Source organism: Armatimonadota bacterium, from assembly GCA_035527535.1.
Classification (GTDB): domain Bacteria; phylum Armatimonadota; class Hebobacteria.
In genome coordinates, this window is record DATLAK010000126.1 from 1 (window position 1) to 20,266 (window position 20,266).

The following is a 20,266-nucleotide window of genomic DNA, read 5'->3' on the forward strand; positions in this document are numbered from 1 at the left end:
CTTCGCAAACAGCCGGGCCGCCTTCAACCTGCGCTTCTCCAAACCGGCAAAGTTTCGTCGGCCGCCAATGTGCGCTTTCATGCCTACAGCATATCATAGCTGCACCAAGAAATCAAACCTATTACGCGAGATTCAATAGATAACCCGCAGCTCATGACGAGAGAGCTATTCGTTGCGCGGCGAGTTGATGGCGAGACCGGACCGTCACGCAGCTTCGCTGAACACGATGCCAACCGAGACTTCGACCATCTCGAGGACCGGCAGGAGCCCACTCCAAACCTCGCGCACCTCCGGCGCGCCCTAGATGAGCATTGTCAGGTGTGCAGCGCCGTCAAGTTGTTCGTTGATCAGAGGATAGCTCACAGTGACGACAACCCGAGCGCGGCCGCAGCCAAATGGGATGAACTGGACAGGGCCATAGATGCCATAGGCGATCTGTGGAATCTGGCATCCCTCTTACTGACAGATTCCACGAGACCGTGCCATGTACCCGTGTTGGGGGGCGACCCAGACTGGGAATGGGCGCTCAGGGAACCGTGGGCGTTCGACAACCGCGTGAGCGGGGATACATAGCTATCCCGCCCGTCCGCGAACGAGTCCAGTTGGCGGGCGGGGCGCCCCTGCAATCCATCACATCGCCGCGTCCCCGGGGACAACCCCGTGACCAGCTCCTCACGCAAGACCTCGACGCCCGGCCGCGGCGCTGCTCGCTTGGGTTTTCCGAGTCATGAGCCACAACGCCCTTCGTCGAAAAGGGACCGTGCTCGAAGGCCTACTCCATCTCTTGCGTGAAGCAATGGTTCAAGCATGCACCAGCCTGGCCATTTCCGGGCGCGACCTTCGCAAGGTCGCGACTGTTCGCGGGCTCATTGAGCGCGCGCCCGTGAATATGAGAATGGCGTAGCGCCGCCGAGGAACCGCGCGCCGGCCGTCGAAGATCCTCGCAGGGAGGGCGCCATGGCCGACAAACCGGCCGGGGCCGGGCCGAGTTCCGGCGAGGGCGAGCTGACCGAGGCGCAGCAGCGCAAGCTCCTGCGGCTGGCGCGGCGCGCGATCGAGCAGTACGTGCGCAACCGCGTTGTCGTCAAGGCAACGGAGGACGACCCGCGCCTGACACAGCCCCGAGGCGTGTTTGTGACGCTGCGCCACGGGAAGGCGCTGCGCGGCTGCATCGGCGACCTCGAGGGAAGCAAGCCGTTGTACCTCAATGTGCGGGACAAGGCGATCGCGTCGGCGACCCAGGATTTCCGCTTCGAGCCGGTGCGCGGCGAGGAGATCGCCGCCCTCGACCTCGAGATCTCGGTGCTGTCGCCGCTGCAGCAAGTGGAGGATCCCTCGACGCTGGTGGCTGGCAAGCACGGCGTGATGGTGTCCCAGGGCAGCCGCGCCGGGGTCTATCTGCCCCAAGTGGCGACCGAGCAGAGATGGAGTTGCGAGGAAATGTTGAACCACCTGTGCGAATCCAAGGCGGGCCTGCCCGCCGACGCCTGGCGCATGGGTGCCGAGCTCCACTGCTTTACCGCCCAGGTCTTCGGCGAAAAAGAGCTGGGGCGCTGACTTTCCCCGGTTGACGCCATGCTCGTGCTCCCGCCTTCGCGGGCCGCAAGGAAAGCCCGCGCATTGTCCGAACCACCACACATCAGGTGCTTGCGCGGACGGCGCTCCTGCGGTAATATGCGACTTGGCGCGGGAGGTGCTCTGCTGAAGAGCGGGCCAAGTGGATGGAAGACCCGCCGCGCGCATCGGCGCCGACATAGAGACGCCAACCAGTCGCCTCCACATTAGCACCCCGCGCCATCTTCTTTTTCCTTTCGGGCACAGGCTGCGCCCGCCCGCGACCTCACCCGCTTGCCGTCCCCAGATGGGCCGTGCAGTGGCGGCGGCGTAGGCGCGGCGATGCTGGCGTTTACGTCCGCCGCGCCCCGCGCTATACTGAAGCCGTGGCAACCCGTCCCCACGATCACGACGGCTGCGCGCCACCTTCATTGCCGGGGCCGGCGGTGCGCCTGGCGACGCTCGGGTGCAAGGTCAACCAGGCGGATTCGGACGAGCTGGCGCGGGAACTGATTCGGCGCGGGTATCGCATCGCCGCCCCCGGCGAGGCGCCTGCCGCCTGCGTCATCAACACCTGCACCGTCACCCATGTCGCCGACGCCAAGGCGCGCAAGCTCATCCGGCGCCTGGCGCGCGACCACCCCGGCGCAGCGGTCATCGTCACCGGATGTGGGGCGAAAGCCGCTGCCGACATCCCCGGGGTCAGCCGGGTGGTGGCGAACAGCGCGAAGCACGGCCTGCCGGAGGTCGTCTCCGACCTGTTGAGCGCGAAGGAACGCTTGTCACTCCGACGGAGTTACGCGACCGAGGAATCCCCTATCGGGGGTGCGCTGCAGGTAGGGGATTCCTCGCTGACGCTCGGAATGACAGTAGCGACTGCCCCCCGGCCTTCCCGGCCGGGCTCCATGCGCGCGTTCGTCAAGGCGCAGGACGGATGCGACCATCGCTGCTCCTACTGCATCGTGCCCGACGCGCGCGGGGCGATGCGCTCGCGGCCGGTGGATGAAGTCCTGACAGAGATGCGTGCGTTAGCCGCTGCCGGCGCGCGCGAGGTGGTCATTTGCGGCATCCGCCTTGGCGCCTACGGCGAGGAGCCGGCCGGTCGCGCCCTGGCGCAGCTTCTGCGCGCGGCCCGCGAGGTCCCGCTCGCGCGCCTGCGGCTGAGCTCCGTCGAGCCGTGGGACGTGGGCGCCGGGTTGATCGAGGAACTCGCCGATCATCCCACCTTATGCCCGCACCTGCACTTGCCGCTGCAGTCCGGCGACGACGACCTGCTGCGCGCCATGGGCCGGCCCTATGTCTTTGCCGACTACCGGAGCCTGGTGGAGCGGCTCCGGGGCCTGATGCCCGACATCGCCGTCAGCACCGATCTCATGGTCGGCTTCCCCGGCGAGTCGGAGGCGGCGTTCGACCATACTTGCCGCGCCGTCGCCGACATCGGGTTCGCGCGCGCGCACGTCTTCCGCTACTCGCGGCGACCGGGGACGCGCGCGGCGGCGATGAGCGCCCAGGTGGCCGCGCCGGTCAAGGCCGCCCGCGCCGCGCGGCTGGCGCAGGTCGCCGGGGAGGCGGCGCGGCGCTATGCGCAACGGTTCGTGGGGCGGCCCGTGCCGGTGCTGTTCGAGGAGTGCGCGGGCGGTCTGTGCAGTGGGCTCAGCGACACCTACTTGCCGGTGCGGGCGCCCGGGGAGACGTCGCTCGTGGGAGCGGTGGCAGGAGTGGCGGTGCTGAGGGTGGAAAGCAACGGCATCGCGGGGCGGGTCGTTGAGCGCAGCGCAATCGCGAACCCGCGGTGAGGTCAGGCCGATGCCCGGCAACAGCAAGCGCAAGCCTACCCTGGTCGAGATCCTGGTGATCATGGCCATCCTGGGGATTCTGCTGTCCATGCTCGCCGGTAGGCGGCCGCCCACGCGCCCGGCGGCGCGCGAGGCCGCGTCGCCCCCGGCGGCGGCGCAATATGACCGCGACCGCCAGGGCAACCCCTACTTCTTGCGGCCGTGAAGTGAAGGAAGGAACTTCCCCGCGCCGGGGCGTATAGTTTCCTCAGCAGCGCGCAGGGGCGCACCGCCGTGCGCCCCTGCCTATTGGCTCCGGGAGACCGCATGCTTCAACTCGGCTACGGCTACGTGCTGGTATTCTTGGGCGTGGGTGTGATTTTCCTCGCCATCGCGCTGACGGCGGCGCGCCTCCTGCGCCCCCGCCGTCCCTACCCCGAGAAGCTGGAGACCTACGAGTGCGGCCCGCCGGTGTTCATGCCGGCGTGGCGGCAGTTCAACGTGCGTTACTACCTGTTCGCCCTGCTGTTCGTGCTGTTCGATGTGGAAATGGCCTTCCTCTACCCGTGGGCGGTAGCCTTTCGCGGTGCGGGGCTGGGGGTGATCGCGGTAGTTGACATGCTGATCTTCGTCGCCCTCCTGGCGGTGGGGCTGGTCTATGCCTGGCGCACGGGGGCGCTCGAATGGGAGTAGTGGCTAGGCCAAAGGCCGCCACGGCGGCCCCGACTGGTCGGGGCTCAGCCGCCAAGCGCGCGCTGGAGGTCATCGTCAAGGCGCCGGGGGGCAACATCGTCCTCGCCACCGCCGACTACCTCTTCAACTGGGCGCGCGAGAGCAGCCTGTGGCCGCTGACCTTCGGCCTCGCCTGCTGCGCCATCGAGATGATGTGCACCGCCGCCTCGCGCTATGACCTCGACCGCTTCGGCGTCATCCTGCGCGGCACCCCGCGCCAGTCGGATGTGATGATCGTCGCCGGCACGGTGACGCGCAAGATGGCGCCGCTGCTGCGCCGCCTCTACGACCAGATGCCCGAGCCGCGCTACGTCATCGCCATGGGCGGCTGCGCGGCCGCGGGTGGGCCGTTCTACGATTCGTATTCGGTCGTGCAGGGGGTGGACGAGATCGTGCCGGTGGATGTCTATGTGGCCGGCTGCCCCCCGCGGCCGGAGAACCTTATCCACGGCATCCTCCAGTTGCAGGAGAAGATTCACCGGCACTCCATCATTCGCGAGCCCGCCGACGGGGAGCGCGCGGCATGAGCGACCGGCGCCACCCCGCCCCCGACGCCCACGCCCTGGCCGCCCGTTTCGCCGCGGTGGAGAGCGCCGAGCAGCAGGGCCGTGAATTGCTTGTGCGCTGCCGGCCCCAGGGGCTGCGCGAGCTGTGCGCCGCCTTGCGGGATGACCACGGATTCGACTACCTGGCCGACCTCGCGGGCGCCGATTGCCCCGAGCTGCGGCTGGTGATCCGGCTCTATTCGACCCAGCGTGGGGACTACGCCCGCATCAGCGTGCCCCTGGAGCGCACTCTCCCCGGCGCGCCCAGCTTGAGCGCGCTGTGGCCCGCCGCCAACTGGCAGGAGCGCGAGGCCTACGACCTGTTCGGCATCCGCTTCGAGGGGCACCCCGACCTGCGCCGCATCCTGCTGCCCGAGGACTGGCAGGGGCATCCCCTGCTGCGCGACCAGCAGCCGGAGGCCGCGTCGTGAGCGCGCCGCGCGCGATTCCCGCGCCCCCGCCACCCGGCCGGCGGGCAAGCCCCGCGGGCCTGTCCACCGAGCAGCTCGTCATCAACATGGGCCCGCAGCACCCCAGCACCCACGGCGTGCTGCGCCTGGTGCTGACGCTCGAGGGCGAGGTTATCACCGACCTCGAGCCCGATATCGGCTATCTCCATCGCGGCATGGAGAAGCTGGCCGAGAACCGCACCTACGCCCAGTACCTGCCCTATACCGACCGCCTCGATTACCTTGCCAGCCTTAACTGCAACCTCGGCTATTGCCTGGCGGTGGAGCGCCTGGCAGGGATCGAGGTGCCGGAGCGCGCGCAGTACATCCGCGTCCTCCTGGCCGAGCTCAACCGCATCGCCAGCCACCTCATCTGGCTCGCCACCTTCGGCAACGATTTGGGCGCGACCACGGTCTTCCTCTACGGCATGCGCGAGCGCGAGCTGATGGTGGACCTGTTCGAGCTGGCGCTGGGGGCGCGCCTGACCTATGCCGGCATGCGCATCGGCGGCATGCCGTACGATTTGCCGGAGGGCTTCGAGCAGGCGACGCGCGAGGCGATTCGCCAGATGCGCCCGCGCCTGGACGAAAACGATCGCCTGCTCACCGGCAACCGCATCTTCCAATCGCGGACGCGCGGGGTGGGCGCGCTGTCGCGCGCCGACGCCATCGCCTATGCGGTGAGCGGGCCGACGCTGCGGGGGTCGGGCCTGGCGATGGATATTCGCGGGCACGATCCATACTGCATCTACGAGCGGCTGGATTTCGAGGTGCCAGTTTTTGACGAGGGCGACTGCTTCGCGCGCTACCTGGTGCGCATCGAGGAGATGCGCCAGAGCCTGCGCATGGTCGAGCAGTGCCTCGACCGCATGCCCGCGGGGCCGGTGAGAGCGAAACTGCCGCGGGCTTTCAAGCCGCCCGCGGGGGAGGCCTACTCGCGCACGGAGGCGCCGCGCGGCGACCTCGGCGTCTTCGTCGTCTCCGACGGCTCGGCCAATCCCTGCCGCGTGCGGGTGCGCGCGCCGTCGTTCGCCAACCTGCAGGCGCTGGGGGTCATGACCCGGGGCTCCAAGATCGGCGATCTGGTCGCCATTCTGGGCAGCATTGACATCGTGCTGGGGGAGATTGACCGCTGATGCCGGATGCCAGCACCCCGAGCCCGCTCTATCTGACCCTGCACGGGCTGTGGCAGCGCACCGGCCTGCCCGAGGGCTGGTGGTTGGTGCTGTGGGCGGTGGTGGTGGCGGCGGTGATCCTGGCCTTCGTGCTGCTGACGGTGCTGATCCTGATCTGGCTGGAGCGCAAGGTCTCGGGCGACATCCAGAGCCGGCTGGGCCCGGCGCGCGTGGGCGGGCGCTTCGGGGTGCTGCAGACCGCCGCCGACGCCCTCAAGCTCCTGCTCAAGGAGGACCTCATCCCCGCGTGCGCGGACAAGCCGCTGTTCGTGATCGCGCCCGCCATCGTCTTCGTGCCCGCGTTCCTGGCGTACGTGGTGGTGCCCTTCGGCCCGCGCCTGGTGGCGCAGGACCTCGACCTGGGGGTGCTGTACGTGGTCGCGGTCTCGGCGCTGCCGGCGCTGGGGTTCCTGATGGCGGGGTGGGGGTCGAACAACAAGTACGCCGTCATCGGCGGCATGCGCGCGGTGGCGCAGCTCATGACCTATGAGATCCCGCTAGGGCTGGCGGTGCTGGCGGTAGTGATGGCGGTGGGATCGCTGAGCACGGTCGCCATCGTCGAGCACCAGCGGCTGTGGCACATCGCCTCCCCGCCGCTGGCGCTGGCGTTCATCATCTACTTCGTGTGCGCGCTGGCCGAGGTCAACCGCGTCCCCTTCGACCTGCCGGAGGCGGAGGCGGAGCTGGTGGCGGGCTATCACGTCGAGTACTCCGGCATGCGCTGGGCGATCTTCTTCATGGGCGAATACGCCTACCTGTTTTTCGTCTCCGCCTTCGCGGTAACGCTGTTCCTGGGGGGGTGGCATGGGCCGTTCCTGCCGCCGGTGCTGTGGTTCCTGATCAAGACCTACGCCGTCATCCTGGTCATAATGTGGGTGCGCTGGACCTATCCCCGGCTGCGGATTGACCAGATCATGCGCTTCGGGTGGAAGGTGCTGGTGCCGCTGGCGCTGCTCAACCTGGTATGGGCCGCGTTCTGGTTTGTGCGATGAGCCTGATCCGCGACATAGTGACGAGCATCGTCAGCCTGGGCAAGGGCCTGTGGGTGACCCTAGTCAACGGGGTGCGCCCCAAGACCACCATTCGCTATCCCTGGCAGCGGCGCGAGGTGGCGCCGCGCTACCGCGGGCTGCTGGTGCTGCGGCGCGACCAGGACGGGCAGCTCAAGTGCACCGCGTGCGGCGCGTGCGAGCGCGTGTGCCCGGTGCGCGCCATCAGCCTCGAGGCCGAGGGTAAGGGCAAGGAGCGCCGCCCGCTCGCCTACAGTGTGGATTACGGCCGCTGCATGTTCTGCCGCCTGTGCGTCGAGGAGTGCCCCTTCGAGGCGCTGGCGATGAGCTCCGAGCACGAATACGCCACCTACGGCCGCGAGGGCCTGGTCAAGGGGATCGAGGAGGTCGGCGCCGCGGGCCGGCCCCAGGGCATGACCGCCAAGGAACTGCGCGGGGAGCAAGCAGAGGTTGCGCCGGCCGCCGCGAGTGCGCAGGAGGGCGCCGAATGACGCCGGTGGTGGAGCTTGCGCTGTTTGCCATCGCGGCTGCGGTCGTGCTCGTGTCGGGGGCGGCGGTGGTGGGGTCGCGCCACCTGGTGCGGGCGGCATTCTGGCTGCTGCCGTGCTTGCTGGGGGTGGCCGGGTTGTTCGCGCTGCTGGGGGCGTATTTCCTGGCGGCGATCCAGGTCTTGATTTATGCGGGTGCGATCATGCTGCTGCTGCTGTTCGTGCTGCTGCTGACGCGCGACATCGGGGCGCCGGCGGCGGCGGCGCACAACCGCCAGGCGGGGTGGGCGCTGATCGCGGCGGCGCTGGTGGCGGCGGTGACCATCGGCGTCGCCCTGCGCGCCCCCTGGCGACTGGCGCTGGCGCCGACGCGCGCGGGGACGGGCGACATCGGCGAGGCGCTGCTGCGCACCTACCTGCTGCCGTTTGAGGTCGCGTCGGTGCTGCTGCTATCAGCCATCATCGGCGCCATCGTCATCGCACGTTCCGAGCCGGGCGAGCCGAGATCATGATGGTATCGCACGTGCAACTGAGCCATTACCTGGTGGTGGCGGCGCTGCTGTTCGCCATCGGCGCGTTCGGCGCCCTGACGCGGCGCAACGCGGTGGCGGTGCTGATGGGCGTGGAGCTGATGCTCAACGCCGCCAACCTCAACTTCGTGGCCTTCTGGCGCTACGTTGACCCCACGCGCCTGGAGGGACAGATATTCGTGCTCATCATCATCACCGTCGCCGCCGCCGAGGCCGCGGTAGGGCTGGCGCTGGTGCTCAACATCTATCGCAACTTCGGCACGGTCGAGGTGGACCGGGTCAACACCTTGAAGGGATAGCCTGATACACGCGATGCCGGCGATCTGGATCATACCCGCGCTGCCGCTGGCGGCGTTCCTCATCATCTGCGCGCTGTTTCTGCGCCCGGCGCGCGCGCGGTTCGCGCCGTTGGTGCTGATTGTGGCGCTCGTCGCCGCGCTGGCGCTGTCGCTGGCGGCGGCGGCGGGGCGGTGGCACGATCCAACGCACGCGGCGATCGAGCAGCGCGTCACCTGGCTCGCCATCGCCCCCGCGGTCGCGACCGGCGCGGGCGGCTTGACCCTCGAGGTCGGCGCCCTGCTCGATCCCCTGAGCGCGATCATGCTGGTGGTGGTCAGCCTGGTGAGCCTGCTCATCCAGATCTACTCCATCGGCTACATGCACGGCGACCGCGGCTACGGGCGCTACTTCGCGTTTATGTCGCTCTTCAGCTTCTCCATGCTGGGGCTGGTGATCGCCAGCAACTTCCTGGAGCTCTATGTATTCTGGGAGCTGGTGGGGCTGTGCTCGTACCTGCTGATCGGCTACTACTACCAGACCACCAGCGCCGCCAACGCCGCCAAGAAAGCCTTCATCGTCACCCGCTTCGGCGACGTCGGGTTCCTGATCGGCATCATCGCCCTGTCCTACGCCGGGGGCACGTTCAACTTCATCGAGTTGCGCCACGTGGTGGAGGGGAACCAACTCGTCCCCTTCTTCTTCGGCCAGTCGGCGTTCGTCACCGTGGTCGCGCTGCTCATCTTCTCCGGGGCGGTAGGCAAGAGCGCGCAGTTCCCGCTGCACGTGTGGCTGCCCGACGCGATGGAGGGCCCGACCCCGGTGAGCGCGCTGATCCACGCCGCGACCATGGTCGCCGCCGGGGTGTACCTGGTGGCGCGGGCGTTCTTCGTGTTCCAGGCCTCGGGGGCGGCGCTGGTGGTAGTGGCGTGCATCGGCGCCTTCACCGCGTTTCTGGCAGCGACCATCGCGGTGGTGCAAAGCGACATCAAACGCGTGCTCGCCTACTCGACCATCAGCCAGCTCGGCTACATGATGCTGGCGCTGGGCGCCGGCAGCGTCGCCGCCGGCATCTTTCACCTGACGACGCACGCCTGTTTCAAGGCGCTGCTCTTCCTGTGCGCCGGCAGCGTCATCCACGCCGCCGGCACCAACGACATGTGGGAAATGGGCGGCCTCGGCCGCACCATGAAGTGGACCGCGGCGACGGCGGCGGTGGGCGCGCTGGCGCTGGCCGGCATCTGGCCCCTGAGCGGATTCTACAGCAAGGACGCGGTGCTGGCGACGGTGGCGACCTCCCCCGGCCTGGAGGCGGCGCTGGGCGTGGGCGGGCGCGACCTGCTGCTGGGCGCGGGCCTGGTGGTGGTGTTGCTGACGGCGTTCTACATGACGCGCATGTGGGCCGTCACCTTCAGCGGCCCGGCGCGCGACGCCAAGCGCAAACACGCGCATGAATCGCCATGGGTGATGTTGTTCCCCCTGGTGGTGCTGGCGGCATTGGCGGCGACGGGCGGCCTGCTCAATCACGCGGCCACCGGCATGGCGTTCAACCGGTTCCTGGGCGCGCACGAAGCGCACGCGGCCCACGCGGCCTGGGTGGTGTGGGCCTCGCTGGGGCTGGCGCTGCTCGGCATCGCGAGTTCGTGGGCGATCTACGGCGGCGGGCGCAACCGCGTCGCCGGGATCGCCAGCCCGGGGGCGCTGGCGGTCTATCACTTCGTGCAGCACAAGTGGTGGATGGACGACTTCTACCACGGGTTGGTGGCGCGCGGGGTGCTGGCGGCATCGCGCATCTTCGCCTGGGTGGATCGCCATGTGGTCAATGGTTTCGTTGACGGCGCGGGATGGTTGACCGGAGTGGCGGGGCGCTGGCTGCGTCAGGCGGAGACCGGGCAGCTCCAGCTCTACGCGCTGGTGCTGCTGGCGGCGGCGGCCGTCATCGGGTTTGCGCTGGCGTACTTGGGCGTGAGCTTGGCGGTGGTTCCGTAGGGACATGGATAACTTGGCCAACTGGATGCAGGCGCACGTGCTGACCCTGCTGCTGGCGTTCCCGGCGGTGGGCTCGGTGGTCATGATGGCGCTGCCGCGGGGGGCGAAGCTGGCGGTGCGCCTCACCGCCGCCATCGCCTCCGGCGCCACCGTCCTGATCGCGGCCTATCTGTTCCTCGCCTACGATCGCGGGGCGGGCGGCGTGCAGTTCATCGAGCAGGTGCCATGGGTGCCCCAGCTCGGACTGTCCTACCACCTGGGGGTGGATGGCATCGGCATTTCGATGGTGGTGCTGACCGCGTTCATCATCTGCACCGGATCCTTCGCTTCCTGGACCGTCGAGCATCGCACCAAGGAGTTCTACGCCGCCCTGTTCTTCCTCGTCACCGGCGTCTTCGGCGTGTTCGCGGCGATGGACCTGTTCTTCTTCTTCCTCTTCTACGAGATCGCGGTGCTCCCCATGTACCTGCTGATCGGCATCTGGGGCACCGGGCCCAAGGAGTATGCGGCCCTCAAGCTGACGCTGTTCCTGCTCGTCGGCAGCGCCTTCATGCTCATCGGCCTGCTCGGCATCTACTTCTTTTCCGGCGCGCCCCAGCCCACGTTCGACTTCCTGCGGTTGTCCGCGCTGTCGCGCGACGGCGCCTTCAGCGTCGGCCTGCAGCGCACCATCTTCCTGCTGCTCTACGTCGGCTTCGGCATCCTCGCCGGCATCTGGCCGCTGCACACCTGGTCCCCGGACGGCCACGCCTCCGCCCCCACCGCGGTCAGCATGCTCCACGCCGGCGTGCTGATGAAGCTCGGCGCCTACGGCGTGCTGCGCATCGGCGTCGGCCTGCTGCCCCAGGGGGCGGTTTTCTGGGCGCCCCTGGTCGGCGGCATCGCGGTCGTCAACATCCTCTACGGCGCCATGTCGGCCATGGGGCAGACCGACCTCAAGTACGTCATCGCCTACTCCAGCGTCAGCCACATGGGGGTGGTCATGCTCGGCATCGCCACCCTCAACCCCGTCGGCCTCAACGGCGCCGTCTTCCAGATGTTCTCCCACGGCATCATGACCGGGCTCTTCTTCGCCCTGGTCGGCCTGGTCTATGAGAAGGCGCACACCCGCGACATGCCGTCCATGGGCGGCTTCGCCTTGCGCATGCCCGGCATCGCCGCCGCCTTCACCATCGGCGGCCTGACGTCGTTCGGCGTCCCCGGCACCAGCGGCTTCATCGCCGAGTTGCTGGTCTTCCTCGGCACCTGGCGCGTCTATCCCGTGCTTGCCATCCTCGCCGTGTTCGGCATCGTCATCACCGCCACTTACGTCCTGCGCGTGCTCCAGCGCGTGTTTCTGGGGCCGTTCAAGGAGCGCTACGAGGGGATCCCGGACGCCCGCACCACCGAGTGGGTGGCGCTGGTGGCGCTGTCGGCGCTGCTGATCTTGCTGGGGGTGCTGCCGGGGCCGATGATCGGCCTGATTGACACCGCCATCAGGAGCTTCGTGCCCTAAGCCATGCCCATCAACCTGTCATTGCTGGTGCCGGAGATCGCGACCCTGGGACTCGCGCTGGCGGTGCTGGGCGCGCACCTGGCGTGGCCGCGCCTGGGTGGCCGCCGGCTCGGCGTCGGCGCCGCCATCGGCGCGGCGATTATCCTCGCCGTCACCTTCGCGCGCCGAGGCGTGATCGGCGAGACGATGGGCGGGCTCTACCTGGCCGACCACTACGCCGTCTTCTTCCGCTTCATCTTCCTGCTGGCGGTAGTGCTGGTGTCGCTGACGTCGGCGGACTTCGTCGAGCGCGAAGTGCGCCGCCCCGGCGAATACTACGCCCTGCTCCTGTTCTCCGCCACCGGCTTCATGCTGATGGCGGGCGCGGGCGACCTGTTGACGCTTTACCTGGGCCTGGAGCTCGGCACCATCAGCCTCTATCCGCTGGCCGGCTACCTCAAGCGCCAGCAGCGCAGCGGCGAGGCGGGCCTCAAATTCATGCTCGTCGGCGCCGTCTCCTCCGCCACCCTGCTCTACGGCATCAGCCTGGTTTACGGCGCCGCCGGCACCACCGTCTTCGCCGGCCTGCGCGAGGGCCTGATGCAGACCGCGACCCCGCTCGCCCGGGGCTTCGTCATACCGGCGCCGGCGCTGGCGCTGGGCATCGCCTTCATCATCGCCGGCTTCAGCTTCAAGCTGGTGGCGGTGCCCTTCCACATGTGGGCGCCCGACGTCTATCACGGTGCGCCCACGCCCATTACCGCCTACCTGTCGGTGGCCTCCAAGTGCGCGGGCTTCGCGGTGGTGGGGCGCGTATTGCTGGGGCCGCTGCTGCCGGCGGCGCCGCAGTGGGCGCTGGTGCTGGCGGGGCTGTCGTTCGCCAGCATGTTCTACGGCAACGTCGTCGCCATCCCCCAGACCAACATCAAGCGCATGCTTGCCTACTCGGGCATCGCCCAGGCGGGCTACCTGCTGGTGGGCTTCGCCGCGGCCAGCCCCTTCGGCGCGGCCAGCGCCCTGTTCTACCTGCTGCAGTACACCTTCGCCAACATCGGCGCCTTCACCGTAGTCACGGTGGTGGCGCAGGCGACGGGGCGCGAGGACATCGCGGGCTACTCGGGGCTGAGCCGGCGCTCGCCGGCGCTGGGTTTCGCGCTGCTGCTGCTGCTGCTGTCGCTGGGGGGCATCCCGCCGCTGGCCGGCTTCTGGGCCAAGCTCTACGTCTTCGCCGCCGGCATCGAGCAGGGGCTGTGGTGGCTGGTGACGCTGGGCGTGCTCACCACCGTCATGTCGCTCTACTACTACCTGATGGTCATCAAGCACGCCTACATCTTCGACCCCGTGGAGGCGTCGCCCATCCCCATTCCCCGCCCGGCGGCGCTGGTGCTGCTCATCTGCGTGGTGGCGGTGCTCGTCCTCGCCTACCCGCGGCCGGTGCTGGGGCTGGCGGAGGTCGCGGTGCGCGGGTTCTTCGGGGGATAGCGCCGGCGACTTCCACCCACCGGCACGGCGACTCGGAATAGGAGTCGGCGCCCGCGCCGCCGGCAGGCGCTGCTGCAGGACGCGGAGAAATGGTCGCGCGACCGCTAGCACTGCGTCAACGATGAATTGATGGGTGGTCTTCGGGGTCGTACCGGGCGCGACACAGGTAGGGGTAAGACATGCCTTGCCCCTACGGGCGGTTGCGCGCGATTGACATGGCGCGCCCAAGGAATCCCTCGAAACATGGTTGACGGAGAGCTCGTTACGCGTCATCTGGAGCAGTGCTCAGGGAGCAAACGCAATGCCGAAACGCAAGGCGACGAGGAAGATTCGCGTGGGAGTGGTGGGCGCGCGGCGGGGGCTGGTCTTCGCTCGCGGTGCGCAGTGGGCGGGCCTGGAGCTGGCGGCGCTGTGCGACACCTGGGAGGAAAGGCTGCGCGAGGCCGGCGCGCAGTTGGGGGTGGCGACCTATACTGACTACGACGAGTTCCTCGCCCACGACCTGGACGCGGTTATTCTCGCCAACTACTGCCACCAACACGCGCCGTTGGCGATCAAGGCGCTGGCCGCGGGCAAGCACGTGATGAGCGAGACCCTGGCCTGCAAGACCCTGGCCGAGGGGGTGGCGCTGGCGCGCGCGGTGGAGCAAAGCGGCAAGATCTACATGTTCGCCGAGAACTACGCCTACATGCGCCACGCGCAGGAGATGCGCCGCCTCTACCAGGCGGGCGAGATCGGCGAGGTGCAGTACGCGGAGGGCGAATACAACCACCCGATGAGCGCCGACGACATCAACCGGCTGGCGCCCGGCGTCAACCACTGGCGCAACCATATCCCGCCCACCTACTACCCGACTCACGCCATGGCGCCGGTGATGTATGTCACCGACACGCGGCCGGTGAGCGTCAACGCCCTGAGCATCGCGCGCTCCCCGCGCGACCGCGAGCGGCTCCACGTCCGCCGCGGCGACATCGGCGCCGTCATGCTGTGCCGGCTGGACAACGGGGCGGTCGCCCGCCTGATGGGGCTGCTCATGCGCGGCCACAGCGTGTGGTACCGCTTCCACGGCACGCGCGGGCTGATGGAGAATCTGCGCGCCGGCAACCCGGAGATGGTGCGCATCGCCCACGAGGAGTGGGATCGGCGGGCGGGCGACGTCGCGGAGAAGACCTACCTGCCGGAGTTCCCGGTGCACGGCGAGCTGGCGCGCGCGGCGGGACACGGCGGAGGAGACTTCTTCACCACCTACCACTTCGCGCAGGCGATCCGCGACCACGTGCAGCCTTACCTGGACGTCTACCGCGCCCTCGACATGTCGCTGATCGCGGTGCAAGCCTGGCGTTCATGCCTGGCCGACGGCGCGCCGTTCGAGATCCCCGATCTGAGGGACGAATCGGTGCGCGCGAGCTACGAGCATGACGACTGGTCGCCGTTCCCGGAGGATCGCCGCCCCGGGCAGCCGTGGCCCAGCATCAAGGGCGAGATCAAACCCAGCAAGCGCGCGCTCACCCACGCCCGCCGGGTGTGGGCGGAGATGGGGTATCGCGGGAAGTGAGTCAGGCGCCCCGCCACACTGCCGGCGGACAAGCCTCGCCTACGGCAGGGCGCCGCCATCGCGGCGCCCTCACACCCGAGGGCGGGTGTGCCACACGGGATCCTTGAAGGCGCCTCGGCGCTCTGCTATAATACCGCACCGAAGCCTCAATCCTGGAAGGAGCAGTCACTTGGAGATCGACAGCATCCTCGCACGCGAGATATTGGATTCCCGCGGCAACCCCACCATCGAGGTTGACGTGTACCTGACCGACGGCTCGCTGGGGCGCGCCGCCGTGCCCTCGGGCGCCTCCACCGGCACCCACGAGGCGGTGGAGTTGCGCGACGGCGACCAGCGACGCTACGGCGGCAAGGGGGTGCTGCGCGCGGTGGACAACGTCAACGACATCATCGCCCCCGAGCTGGAGGGGATGTTGGCCGCCGAGCAGGCGGCGATTGACGCGGCGATGATCGAGCTCGACGGTACCCCCAACCGGGGCAAGCTCGGGGCTAACGCCATCCTCGGCGTGTCGCTGGCGGTGGCCAAGGCGGCGGCGGAGCATGTCGGCCTCGCGCTCTACCAGTACATCGGCGGGGTGGGCGCTCACCGGATACCGGTGCCGATGATGAACATCCTCAACGGCGGCAAGCACGCCGACAATAACCTCGATATCCAGGAGTTCATGATCATGCCCCTGGGCGCGCCCAGCTTCGCCGAGGGTCTGCGCATGGGCGCCGAGGTCTATCACGCCCTCAAAGGAGTGCTGGCGGCGGGCGGCCACAGCACCGCCATCGGCGACGAGGGCGGCTTCGCCCCCAACCTCAAGTCGAATGAAGAGGCGCTGCAGATCATCCAGCAGGCCGTCACCGAGGCCGGCTACGAGCCGGGAACCGACATCGCTCTCGCCCTCGATCCGGCGGCGACCGAGTTCTACGCCAAGGGCAAGTACGTCTTTGCGGGCGAAGGCGCCGAGCGCGCGGGCGCGGAGATGGTGGACTACTACGAAGATCTGTGCGCGCGCCATCCCATCGTCTCCATCGAGGACGGCCTGGCGGAGGATGACTGGGACACCTGGAAGTTGCTCACCGAGCGCCTGGGCCGCCGCGTGCAGATCGTGGGCGACGACCTGTTCGTCACCAATGTCGAGCGCCTGCGCAAGGGCATTGACCTGGGCGTCGCCAACAGCATTCTCATCAAGGTCAACCAGATCGGCACCTTGACCGAGACCCTGGCCGCCATCGAGACCGCCAAGCGGGCGTCGTACACGGCGGTGGTGTCGCACCGCTCGGGCGAGACCGAGGACGCCACCATCGCCGACATCGCCGTCGCCACCAACGCCGGGCAGATCAAGACCGGCGCCCCCTGTCGCACCGACCGCGTCGCCAAGTACAATCAGCTCCTGCGCATCGAGGAGGAGCTGGGCGAGGCCGCCCGCTACGGCGGCGCGGGGCTGTTCTACAACCTCAACCGGTAGGCCAGGCGTCCCGCCTGGCGGAGGTACATGGCAGCCGGGGACGGCTGCCATGCCGTGGTCACGGAGGTGACGCCGTGAGAAGAACCCGCATCGTCTGCACGCTGGGCCCGGCGACGGATTCCCGGCGCGTTCAGCACGCGCTGATCGCGGCGGGCATGGATGTCGCGCGCCTCAACTTCTCCCACGGCACCCACCAGCAGCACGCGCGCAATCTCGCCTCCATTCGCCGCCTGGCGGACGAACTCGACCGCCCCGTCAGCATCTTGCAGGACCTCTGCGGCCCCAAGCTGCGCATCGGCGAGTTCGCCGCCGGCGAGGTGCACTTGCGTCGCGGGCAAACCTTCACCCTGACCCCCCGCGCTGTCACCGGCGACCTCGCGGGCGTGCGCGTCGCCTTCCCCGGCCTCGCCCAGCACCTGCGCGCCGGGGAGCGCGTCATGCTCGCCGACGGCGCCATCGAGCTGCGGGTGACCTCCATCGCCGACGGCGACATCGTCTGCCGCGTGGTCAACGGCGGCGCGCTGGGGTCGCACCAGGGCCTGAACCTGCCGGACACGGTGCTGCCGGTGGGCGCCGTCACCCGCAAGGACCTGCGGGACCTGGACTTCGGCCTCGCGCACGAGGTGGACTGGGTGGCGATGTCGTTCGTGCGCAGCGCCGAGGACCTGGCGCCGCTGCGGCGGCGAATGAAGCGGCGGGGGCGCGTCGTCCCCATCATCGCCAAGATCGAGAAGCACGAGGCGGTGCGGACGCTGGACGACATCCTGGCGGCGGCGGACGGGCTGATGGTGGCGCGGGGGGACCTGGGGGTGGAGATGCCGCTCGACCGGGTGCCGGGGATTCAGAAGGACATCATCCGGCGCTGCAACCTGGCGGGCAAGCCGGTCATCACCGCGACCCAGATGCTGCAATCCATGATCGCCAGCCCGCGCCCGACCCGCGCCGAGGTCGCCGACATCGCCAATGCCATCCTCGACGGCAGCGACGCGGTGATGCTGTCGGGGGAGACGGCGGTGGGCAAGTACCCGGTGCGAGCGGCGCGGATGATGGAGAAGGTGGCGCGGCGCGCCGAGGGCTTGCTCGACTTCGACGCCATCCGCCGCGAGAAATCGCTGATCGTGTCCACCACCCCCACCGACGCCATCAGTGAATCGTGCGTGGCCATCGCCCACGACCTCGGCGCCAAGGCCATCCTCGTATCCACCAGCTCGGGCCACACCGCGCGCATGGTGTCGAAGAACCGCCCGCGCGCGCCCATCATCGCCGTGACCTCGTCGGCGCAGACCTATCGGCGGCTGCCGCTGATCTGGGGGGTGCGGCCGCTGCTGGTGGCCGCCAGCCGCAACACCGACCAGATGCTGGCGCGCGCGCAGACGGCGGCGAAGGCGCACGGCTATGTCAAGGACGGCGACCTGGTGGTCATCAGCGCCGGGGTGCCGGTGGGCATCCCGGGGCACACCAACCTGATCAAGGTGCAGGTCATCGGCGGCTAGCGCGCCCGGGCAACCGCGAATGGCGCCGGCGAAGAGGAACCTGACGCCCGTCGGCGAAACTTCACCGGCGACCGGGCGCAGCTCGCTGGGATGGCGCCGGAGCAAGGGTGAGGGTGATAGGTGCAAAGCTGGCACGGCTGACCGTCGCGGGCGGGCTATGCGGGATCGTCGGCGTCATCGTCATCTACGCGGCGTGGCGCTTGGTGTGCCCCTATGCGGAGGAGCTCCAGACCCGCCGCGAGATCGCCGTGCTGCAGGAACGCGTTGACGCGCTCCACGCCGAACACGACCGCCTGGCGCAGCAGGCGCAGGTGCTGCAGACCCCCGAAGGCGTCAAGCTCGAGGCGCGCCGTCTGGGAATGCTCGCGCCGGGGGAGCGCTCGCTGCGCTTCATGACCCGCCCCGAGCCGCGCAAGGCGCCGCGCGGGGAGCCGCCTCCGCCTGCGGGCGCGCTGGCGCGCGTGCGCGCCTGGGCCCGAGGTTTGTTGGCGCGACCCGAGGCGGCGGACCAGGCCTACCGTCACGCGGCCGGCGATTGACGCCGGCCGCGTTCCGTGGTCCGCCGGCCAGCAACCGTGAGCCGCCACCGATGGACGATTTCGCCGAAGCGCGCCGCCAGATGGTGGAGACCCAGTTGCGCCGCCGCGGCATCACCGATGAGCGGGTGCTGGCGGCCATGGCTGAGGTCCCCCGCCACCGCTTCGTCCCCGTCCCCGATGCCGGCGCCTACGGCGACCACCCGCTGGCCATCGGCGCGGCGCAGACCATCTCCCAGCCCTACATGGTGGCGCTCATGACCCAACTGCTGGCGCTGCAGGGGGCGGAGCGGGTGCTGGAGGTGGGCACCGGCTCCGGTTACCAGGCGGCGGTATTGGCGGAGCTGTGCCGCCGGGTCTATTCCATCGAGCGCATCCCCGAGCTGGCCGCGCGCGCGCAGCGGTTGCTGGCGGAGCTGGGCTACGACAACGTCGAGGTAGTGGTAGGCGACGGCACCCTCGGCCTGCCCGGGCACGCGCCCTACGACGGCATCATCGTCACCGCCGCCACCCCTGCCCTGCCGCTGCCTTGGATCGAGCAGCTCGCCGAGGGCGGCCGCATGGTCGTCCCCGTCGGCAACCGCGCGGCGCAGAGCCTGGTCGTCGCCACTAAAGAGGGCGGGGAAATCAAGCAGCGCTACGACTGCGGCTGCGTCTTCGTGCCGCTCATCGGCAAGCACGGTTTCCCGGAAGCGCATTGAGATGCGGGCGGGGCGCGCCATGAGCTGGTGGGGGCGGCTCGCGAACCGCCCCCACTCAGGACCACCGCCGCCACTAGCGGCGGGCAAGTCTATGATGTTCTGTGTGGTTCAGATGGGCCGGTCCAGCGCCGCCAGCCGCTCGACCGCCTTGATGATGGCCTGGGTGCCGAGCTCGGCTTCGCCGCCGGCCTCCAGCGCGCGAAAGAGCTGCTGCGCCAACGCCGTGCCCAGCAGGGGCAGGTTCATCTCCTCGGCGGCGGCCATCACCAGGCGGAGATCCTTTTGCTGTAGGCGGATGAAGAACCCCGGCGCGAAATCGCGCGCCGCCATCTTCGGCCCCTGGTTGGCCAGCATCCACGACGACCCCGCGCCCGCGCCCACCGCCTCCAGCACTCGCCCCAAATCCAGCCCCGCCCGCCGCGCCAACACCAGCGTCTCCGCCACTCCCACCAGGTTGAGCACGCACGCCACCTGGTTGCAGAGCTTGGCCATCGCCCCCTGGCCGTTGCCGCCGATGTGAACGATCTTTCGCCCCATCGCCTCCAGGATCGGCAGGCAGCGATCGAAGGCGTCTCTAGGCCCGCCGACCATGATCGCCAGCGTCCCCGCCTGCGCTCCCTGCGGGCCGCCGCTGACCGGCGCATCCAGCATCACTACGCCCTGATCGCCCAGGCGCGCGGCGATGTCGCGGCTGGCGCGCGGCAGGATGGTGCTCATGTCAATGACCACCAGGCCCTCCCGCGCGCCCTCGACGATGCCGCCCGGCCCCAGCGCCACCAGTTCCACGTCCGGCGAATCGGGCAGCATGGTGATGACGACATCGGCGCGCTCCGCGACCTCGCGCGCGGAGGCGGCGGGCTGCGCGCCCTCCCGCGCCAGGTCGTCCACCGCGGCGCGGCTGCGGTTGTGCGCCACCAAGGGATAGCCCGCCTGCAGCAGGTTGCGCGCCATGGGCTTGCCCATGTGACCCAGGCCGATGAAACCAACATTCACGTCGCGTTGGGGCATGGTCCGCTCCTTGGGACAGAGTGTTCTCGCCTTCGCGGGCG

At 69.2% G+C, this 20,266-nt stretch carries 20 protein-coding genes; 19 read left to right on the top strand and 1 reads right to left on the bottom strand.

Annotation, left to right across the window (positions count from 1 at the left end; translation table 11 throughout):
• The first annotated feature begins 957 nt into the window (after positions 1-957).
• The 19 genes from amrA to VM221_09000 all read left to right on the top strand — a co-directional run bounded on the left by amrA (position 958) and on the right by VM221_09000 (position 19,217).
• On the top strand, positions 958-1,557 hold the full coding sequence (amrA, locus tag VM221_08910) for an AmmeMemoRadiSam system protein A (GenBank protein ID HUT74932.1): 600 nt from the start codon (positions 958-960) through the stop codon (positions 1,555-1,557).
• Between the two features lie 383 nt (positions 1,558-1,940).
• A complete protein-coding gene (gene mtaB / locus VM221_08915) occupies positions 1,941-3,350 on the top strand; it encodes a tRNA (N(6)-L-threonylcarbamoyladenosine(37)-C(2))-methylthiotransferase MtaB (protein ID HUT74933.1) in 1,410 nt (469 codons plus the stop codon).
• A 10-nt stretch (positions 3,351-3,360) separates the two neighbouring features.
• Complete coding sequence (locus VM221_08920) at positions 3,361-3,555, top strand: prepilin-type N-terminal cleavage/methylation domain-containing protein (protein HUT74934.1); 195 nt, start codon at positions 3,361-3,363, stop codon at positions 3,553-3,555.
• 101 nt (positions 3,556-3,656) lie between these two features.
• The gene (ndhC, locus tag VM221_08925) at positions 3,657-4,022 is read left to right on the top strand and encodes an NADH-quinone oxidoreductase subunit A (protein ID HUT74935.1); all 366 of its coding nucleotides are present in this window, start codon (positions 3,657-3,659) and stop codon (positions 4,020-4,022) included.
• 71 nt (positions 4,023-4,093) lie between these two features.
• Positions 4,094-4,588 carry an NADH-quinone oxidoreductase subunit B family protein gene (locus tag VM221_08930; GenBank protein HUT74936.1) on the top strand — a complete coding sequence of 165 codons (495 nt, stop codon included), beginning with the start codon at positions 4,094-4,096 and terminating at the stop codon, positions 4,586-4,588.
• On the top strand, positions 4,585-5,037 hold the full coding sequence (locus VM221_08935) for an NADH-quinone oxidoreductase subunit C (GenBank protein ID HUT74937.1): 453 nt from the start codon (positions 4,585-4,587) through the stop codon (positions 5,035-5,037). The genes VM221_08930 and VM221_08935 overlap by 4 nt, the downstream gene beginning before the upstream one ends.
• A gap of 86 nt (positions 5,038-5,123) precedes the next feature.
• The gene (locus VM221_08940; protein HUT74938.1) at positions 5,124-6,191 is read left to right on the top strand and encodes an NADH-quinone oxidoreductase subunit D; all 1,068 of its coding nucleotides are present in this window, start codon (positions 5,124-5,126) and stop codon (positions 6,189-6,191) included.
• On the top strand, positions 6,191-7,222 hold the full coding sequence (gene nuoH, locus VM221_08945; GenBank protein HUT74939.1) for an NADH-quinone oxidoreductase subunit NuoH: 1,032 nt from the start codon (positions 6,191-6,193) through the stop codon (positions 7,220-7,222). Before VM221_08940 ends, nuoH begins: the two co-directional genes overlap by 1 nt.
• On the top strand, positions 7,219-7,731 hold the full coding sequence (locus tag VM221_08950; GenBank protein ID HUT74940.1) for an NADH-quinone oxidoreductase subunit I: 513 nt from the start codon (positions 7,219-7,221) through the stop codon (positions 7,729-7,731). Before nuoH ends, VM221_08950 begins: the two co-directional genes overlap by 4 nt.
• Positions 7,728-8,240 (top strand): NADH-quinone oxidoreductase subunit J, encoded by a 513-nt coding sequence (locus VM221_08955; protein ID HUT74941.1) that lies wholly within the window; start codon positions 7,728-7,730, stop codon positions 8,238-8,240. Before VM221_08950 ends, VM221_08955 begins: the two co-directional genes overlap by 4 nt.
• A complete protein-coding gene (gene nuoK / locus VM221_08960) occupies positions 8,240-8,557 on the top strand; it encodes an NADH-quinone oxidoreductase subunit NuoK (protein HUT74942.1) in 318 nt (105 codons plus the stop codon). The genes VM221_08955 and nuoK overlap by 1 nt, the downstream gene beginning before the upstream one ends.
• 13 nt (positions 8,558-8,570) lie before the next feature.
• Complete coding sequence (gene nuoL / locus VM221_08965) at positions 8,571-10,523, top strand: NADH-quinone oxidoreductase subunit L (GenBank protein ID HUT74943.1); 1,953 nt, start codon at positions 8,571-8,573, stop codon at positions 10,521-10,523.
• A 4-nt stretch (positions 10,524-10,527) separates the two neighbouring features.
• Positions 10,528-12,018 carry an NADH-quinone oxidoreductase subunit M gene (locus VM221_08970; protein ID HUT74944.1) on the top strand — a complete coding sequence of 497 codons (1,491 nt, stop codon included), beginning with the start codon at positions 10,528-10,530 and terminating at the stop codon, positions 12,016-12,018.
• A gap of 3 nt (positions 12,019-12,021) precedes the next feature.
• Positions 12,022-13,479: an NADH-quinone oxidoreductase subunit N gene (locus VM221_08975; protein HUT74945.1), complete on the top strand. Its 1,458-nt coding sequence runs from the start codon at positions 12,022-12,024 to the stop codon at positions 13,477-13,479.
• A gap of 301 nt (positions 13,480-13,780) precedes the next feature.
• The gene (locus VM221_08980) at positions 13,781-15,034 is read left to right on the top strand and encodes a Gfo/Idh/MocA family oxidoreductase (protein ID HUT74946.1); all 1,254 of its coding nucleotides are present in this window, start codon (positions 13,781-13,783) and stop codon (positions 15,032-15,034) included.
• A gap of 169 nt (positions 15,035-15,203) precedes the next feature.
• Positions 15,204-16,487 carry a phosphopyruvate hydratase gene (gene eno, locus VM221_08985; GenBank protein ID HUT74947.1) on the top strand — a complete coding sequence of 428 codons (1,284 nt, stop codon included), beginning with the start codon at positions 15,204-15,206 and terminating at the stop codon, positions 16,485-16,487.
• Positions 16,488-16,561: 74 nt separating this feature from the next.
• Positions 16,562-17,980, top strand: coding sequence for a pyruvate kinase (gene pyk / locus VM221_08990; GenBank protein HUT74948.1), 1,419 nt, complete (start codon positions 16,562-16,564; stop codon positions 17,978-17,980).
• Between the two features lie 107 nt (positions 17,981-18,087).
• Positions 18,088-18,519 (top strand): septum formation initiator family protein, encoded by a 432-nt coding sequence (locus VM221_08995; protein ID HUT74949.1) that lies wholly within the window; start codon positions 18,088-18,090, stop codon positions 18,517-18,519.
• Positions 18,520-18,569: 50 nt separating this feature from the next.
• On the top strand, positions 18,570-19,217 hold the full coding sequence (locus VM221_09000; protein ID HUT74950.1) for a protein-L-isoaspartate(D-aspartate) O-methyltransferase: 648 nt from the start codon (positions 18,570-18,572) through the stop codon (positions 19,215-19,217).
• A 108-nt stretch (positions 19,218-19,325) separates the two neighbouring features.
• Here VM221_09000 and VM221_09005 read toward each other — a convergent pair whose 3' ends face one another.
• Positions 19,326-20,225 (bottom strand): NAD(P)-dependent oxidoreductase, encoded by a 900-nt coding sequence (locus tag VM221_09005; GenBank protein HUT74951.1) that lies wholly within the window; start codon positions 20,223-20,225, stop codon positions 19,326-19,328.
• Positions 20,226-20,266: the final 41 nt, after the last annotated feature.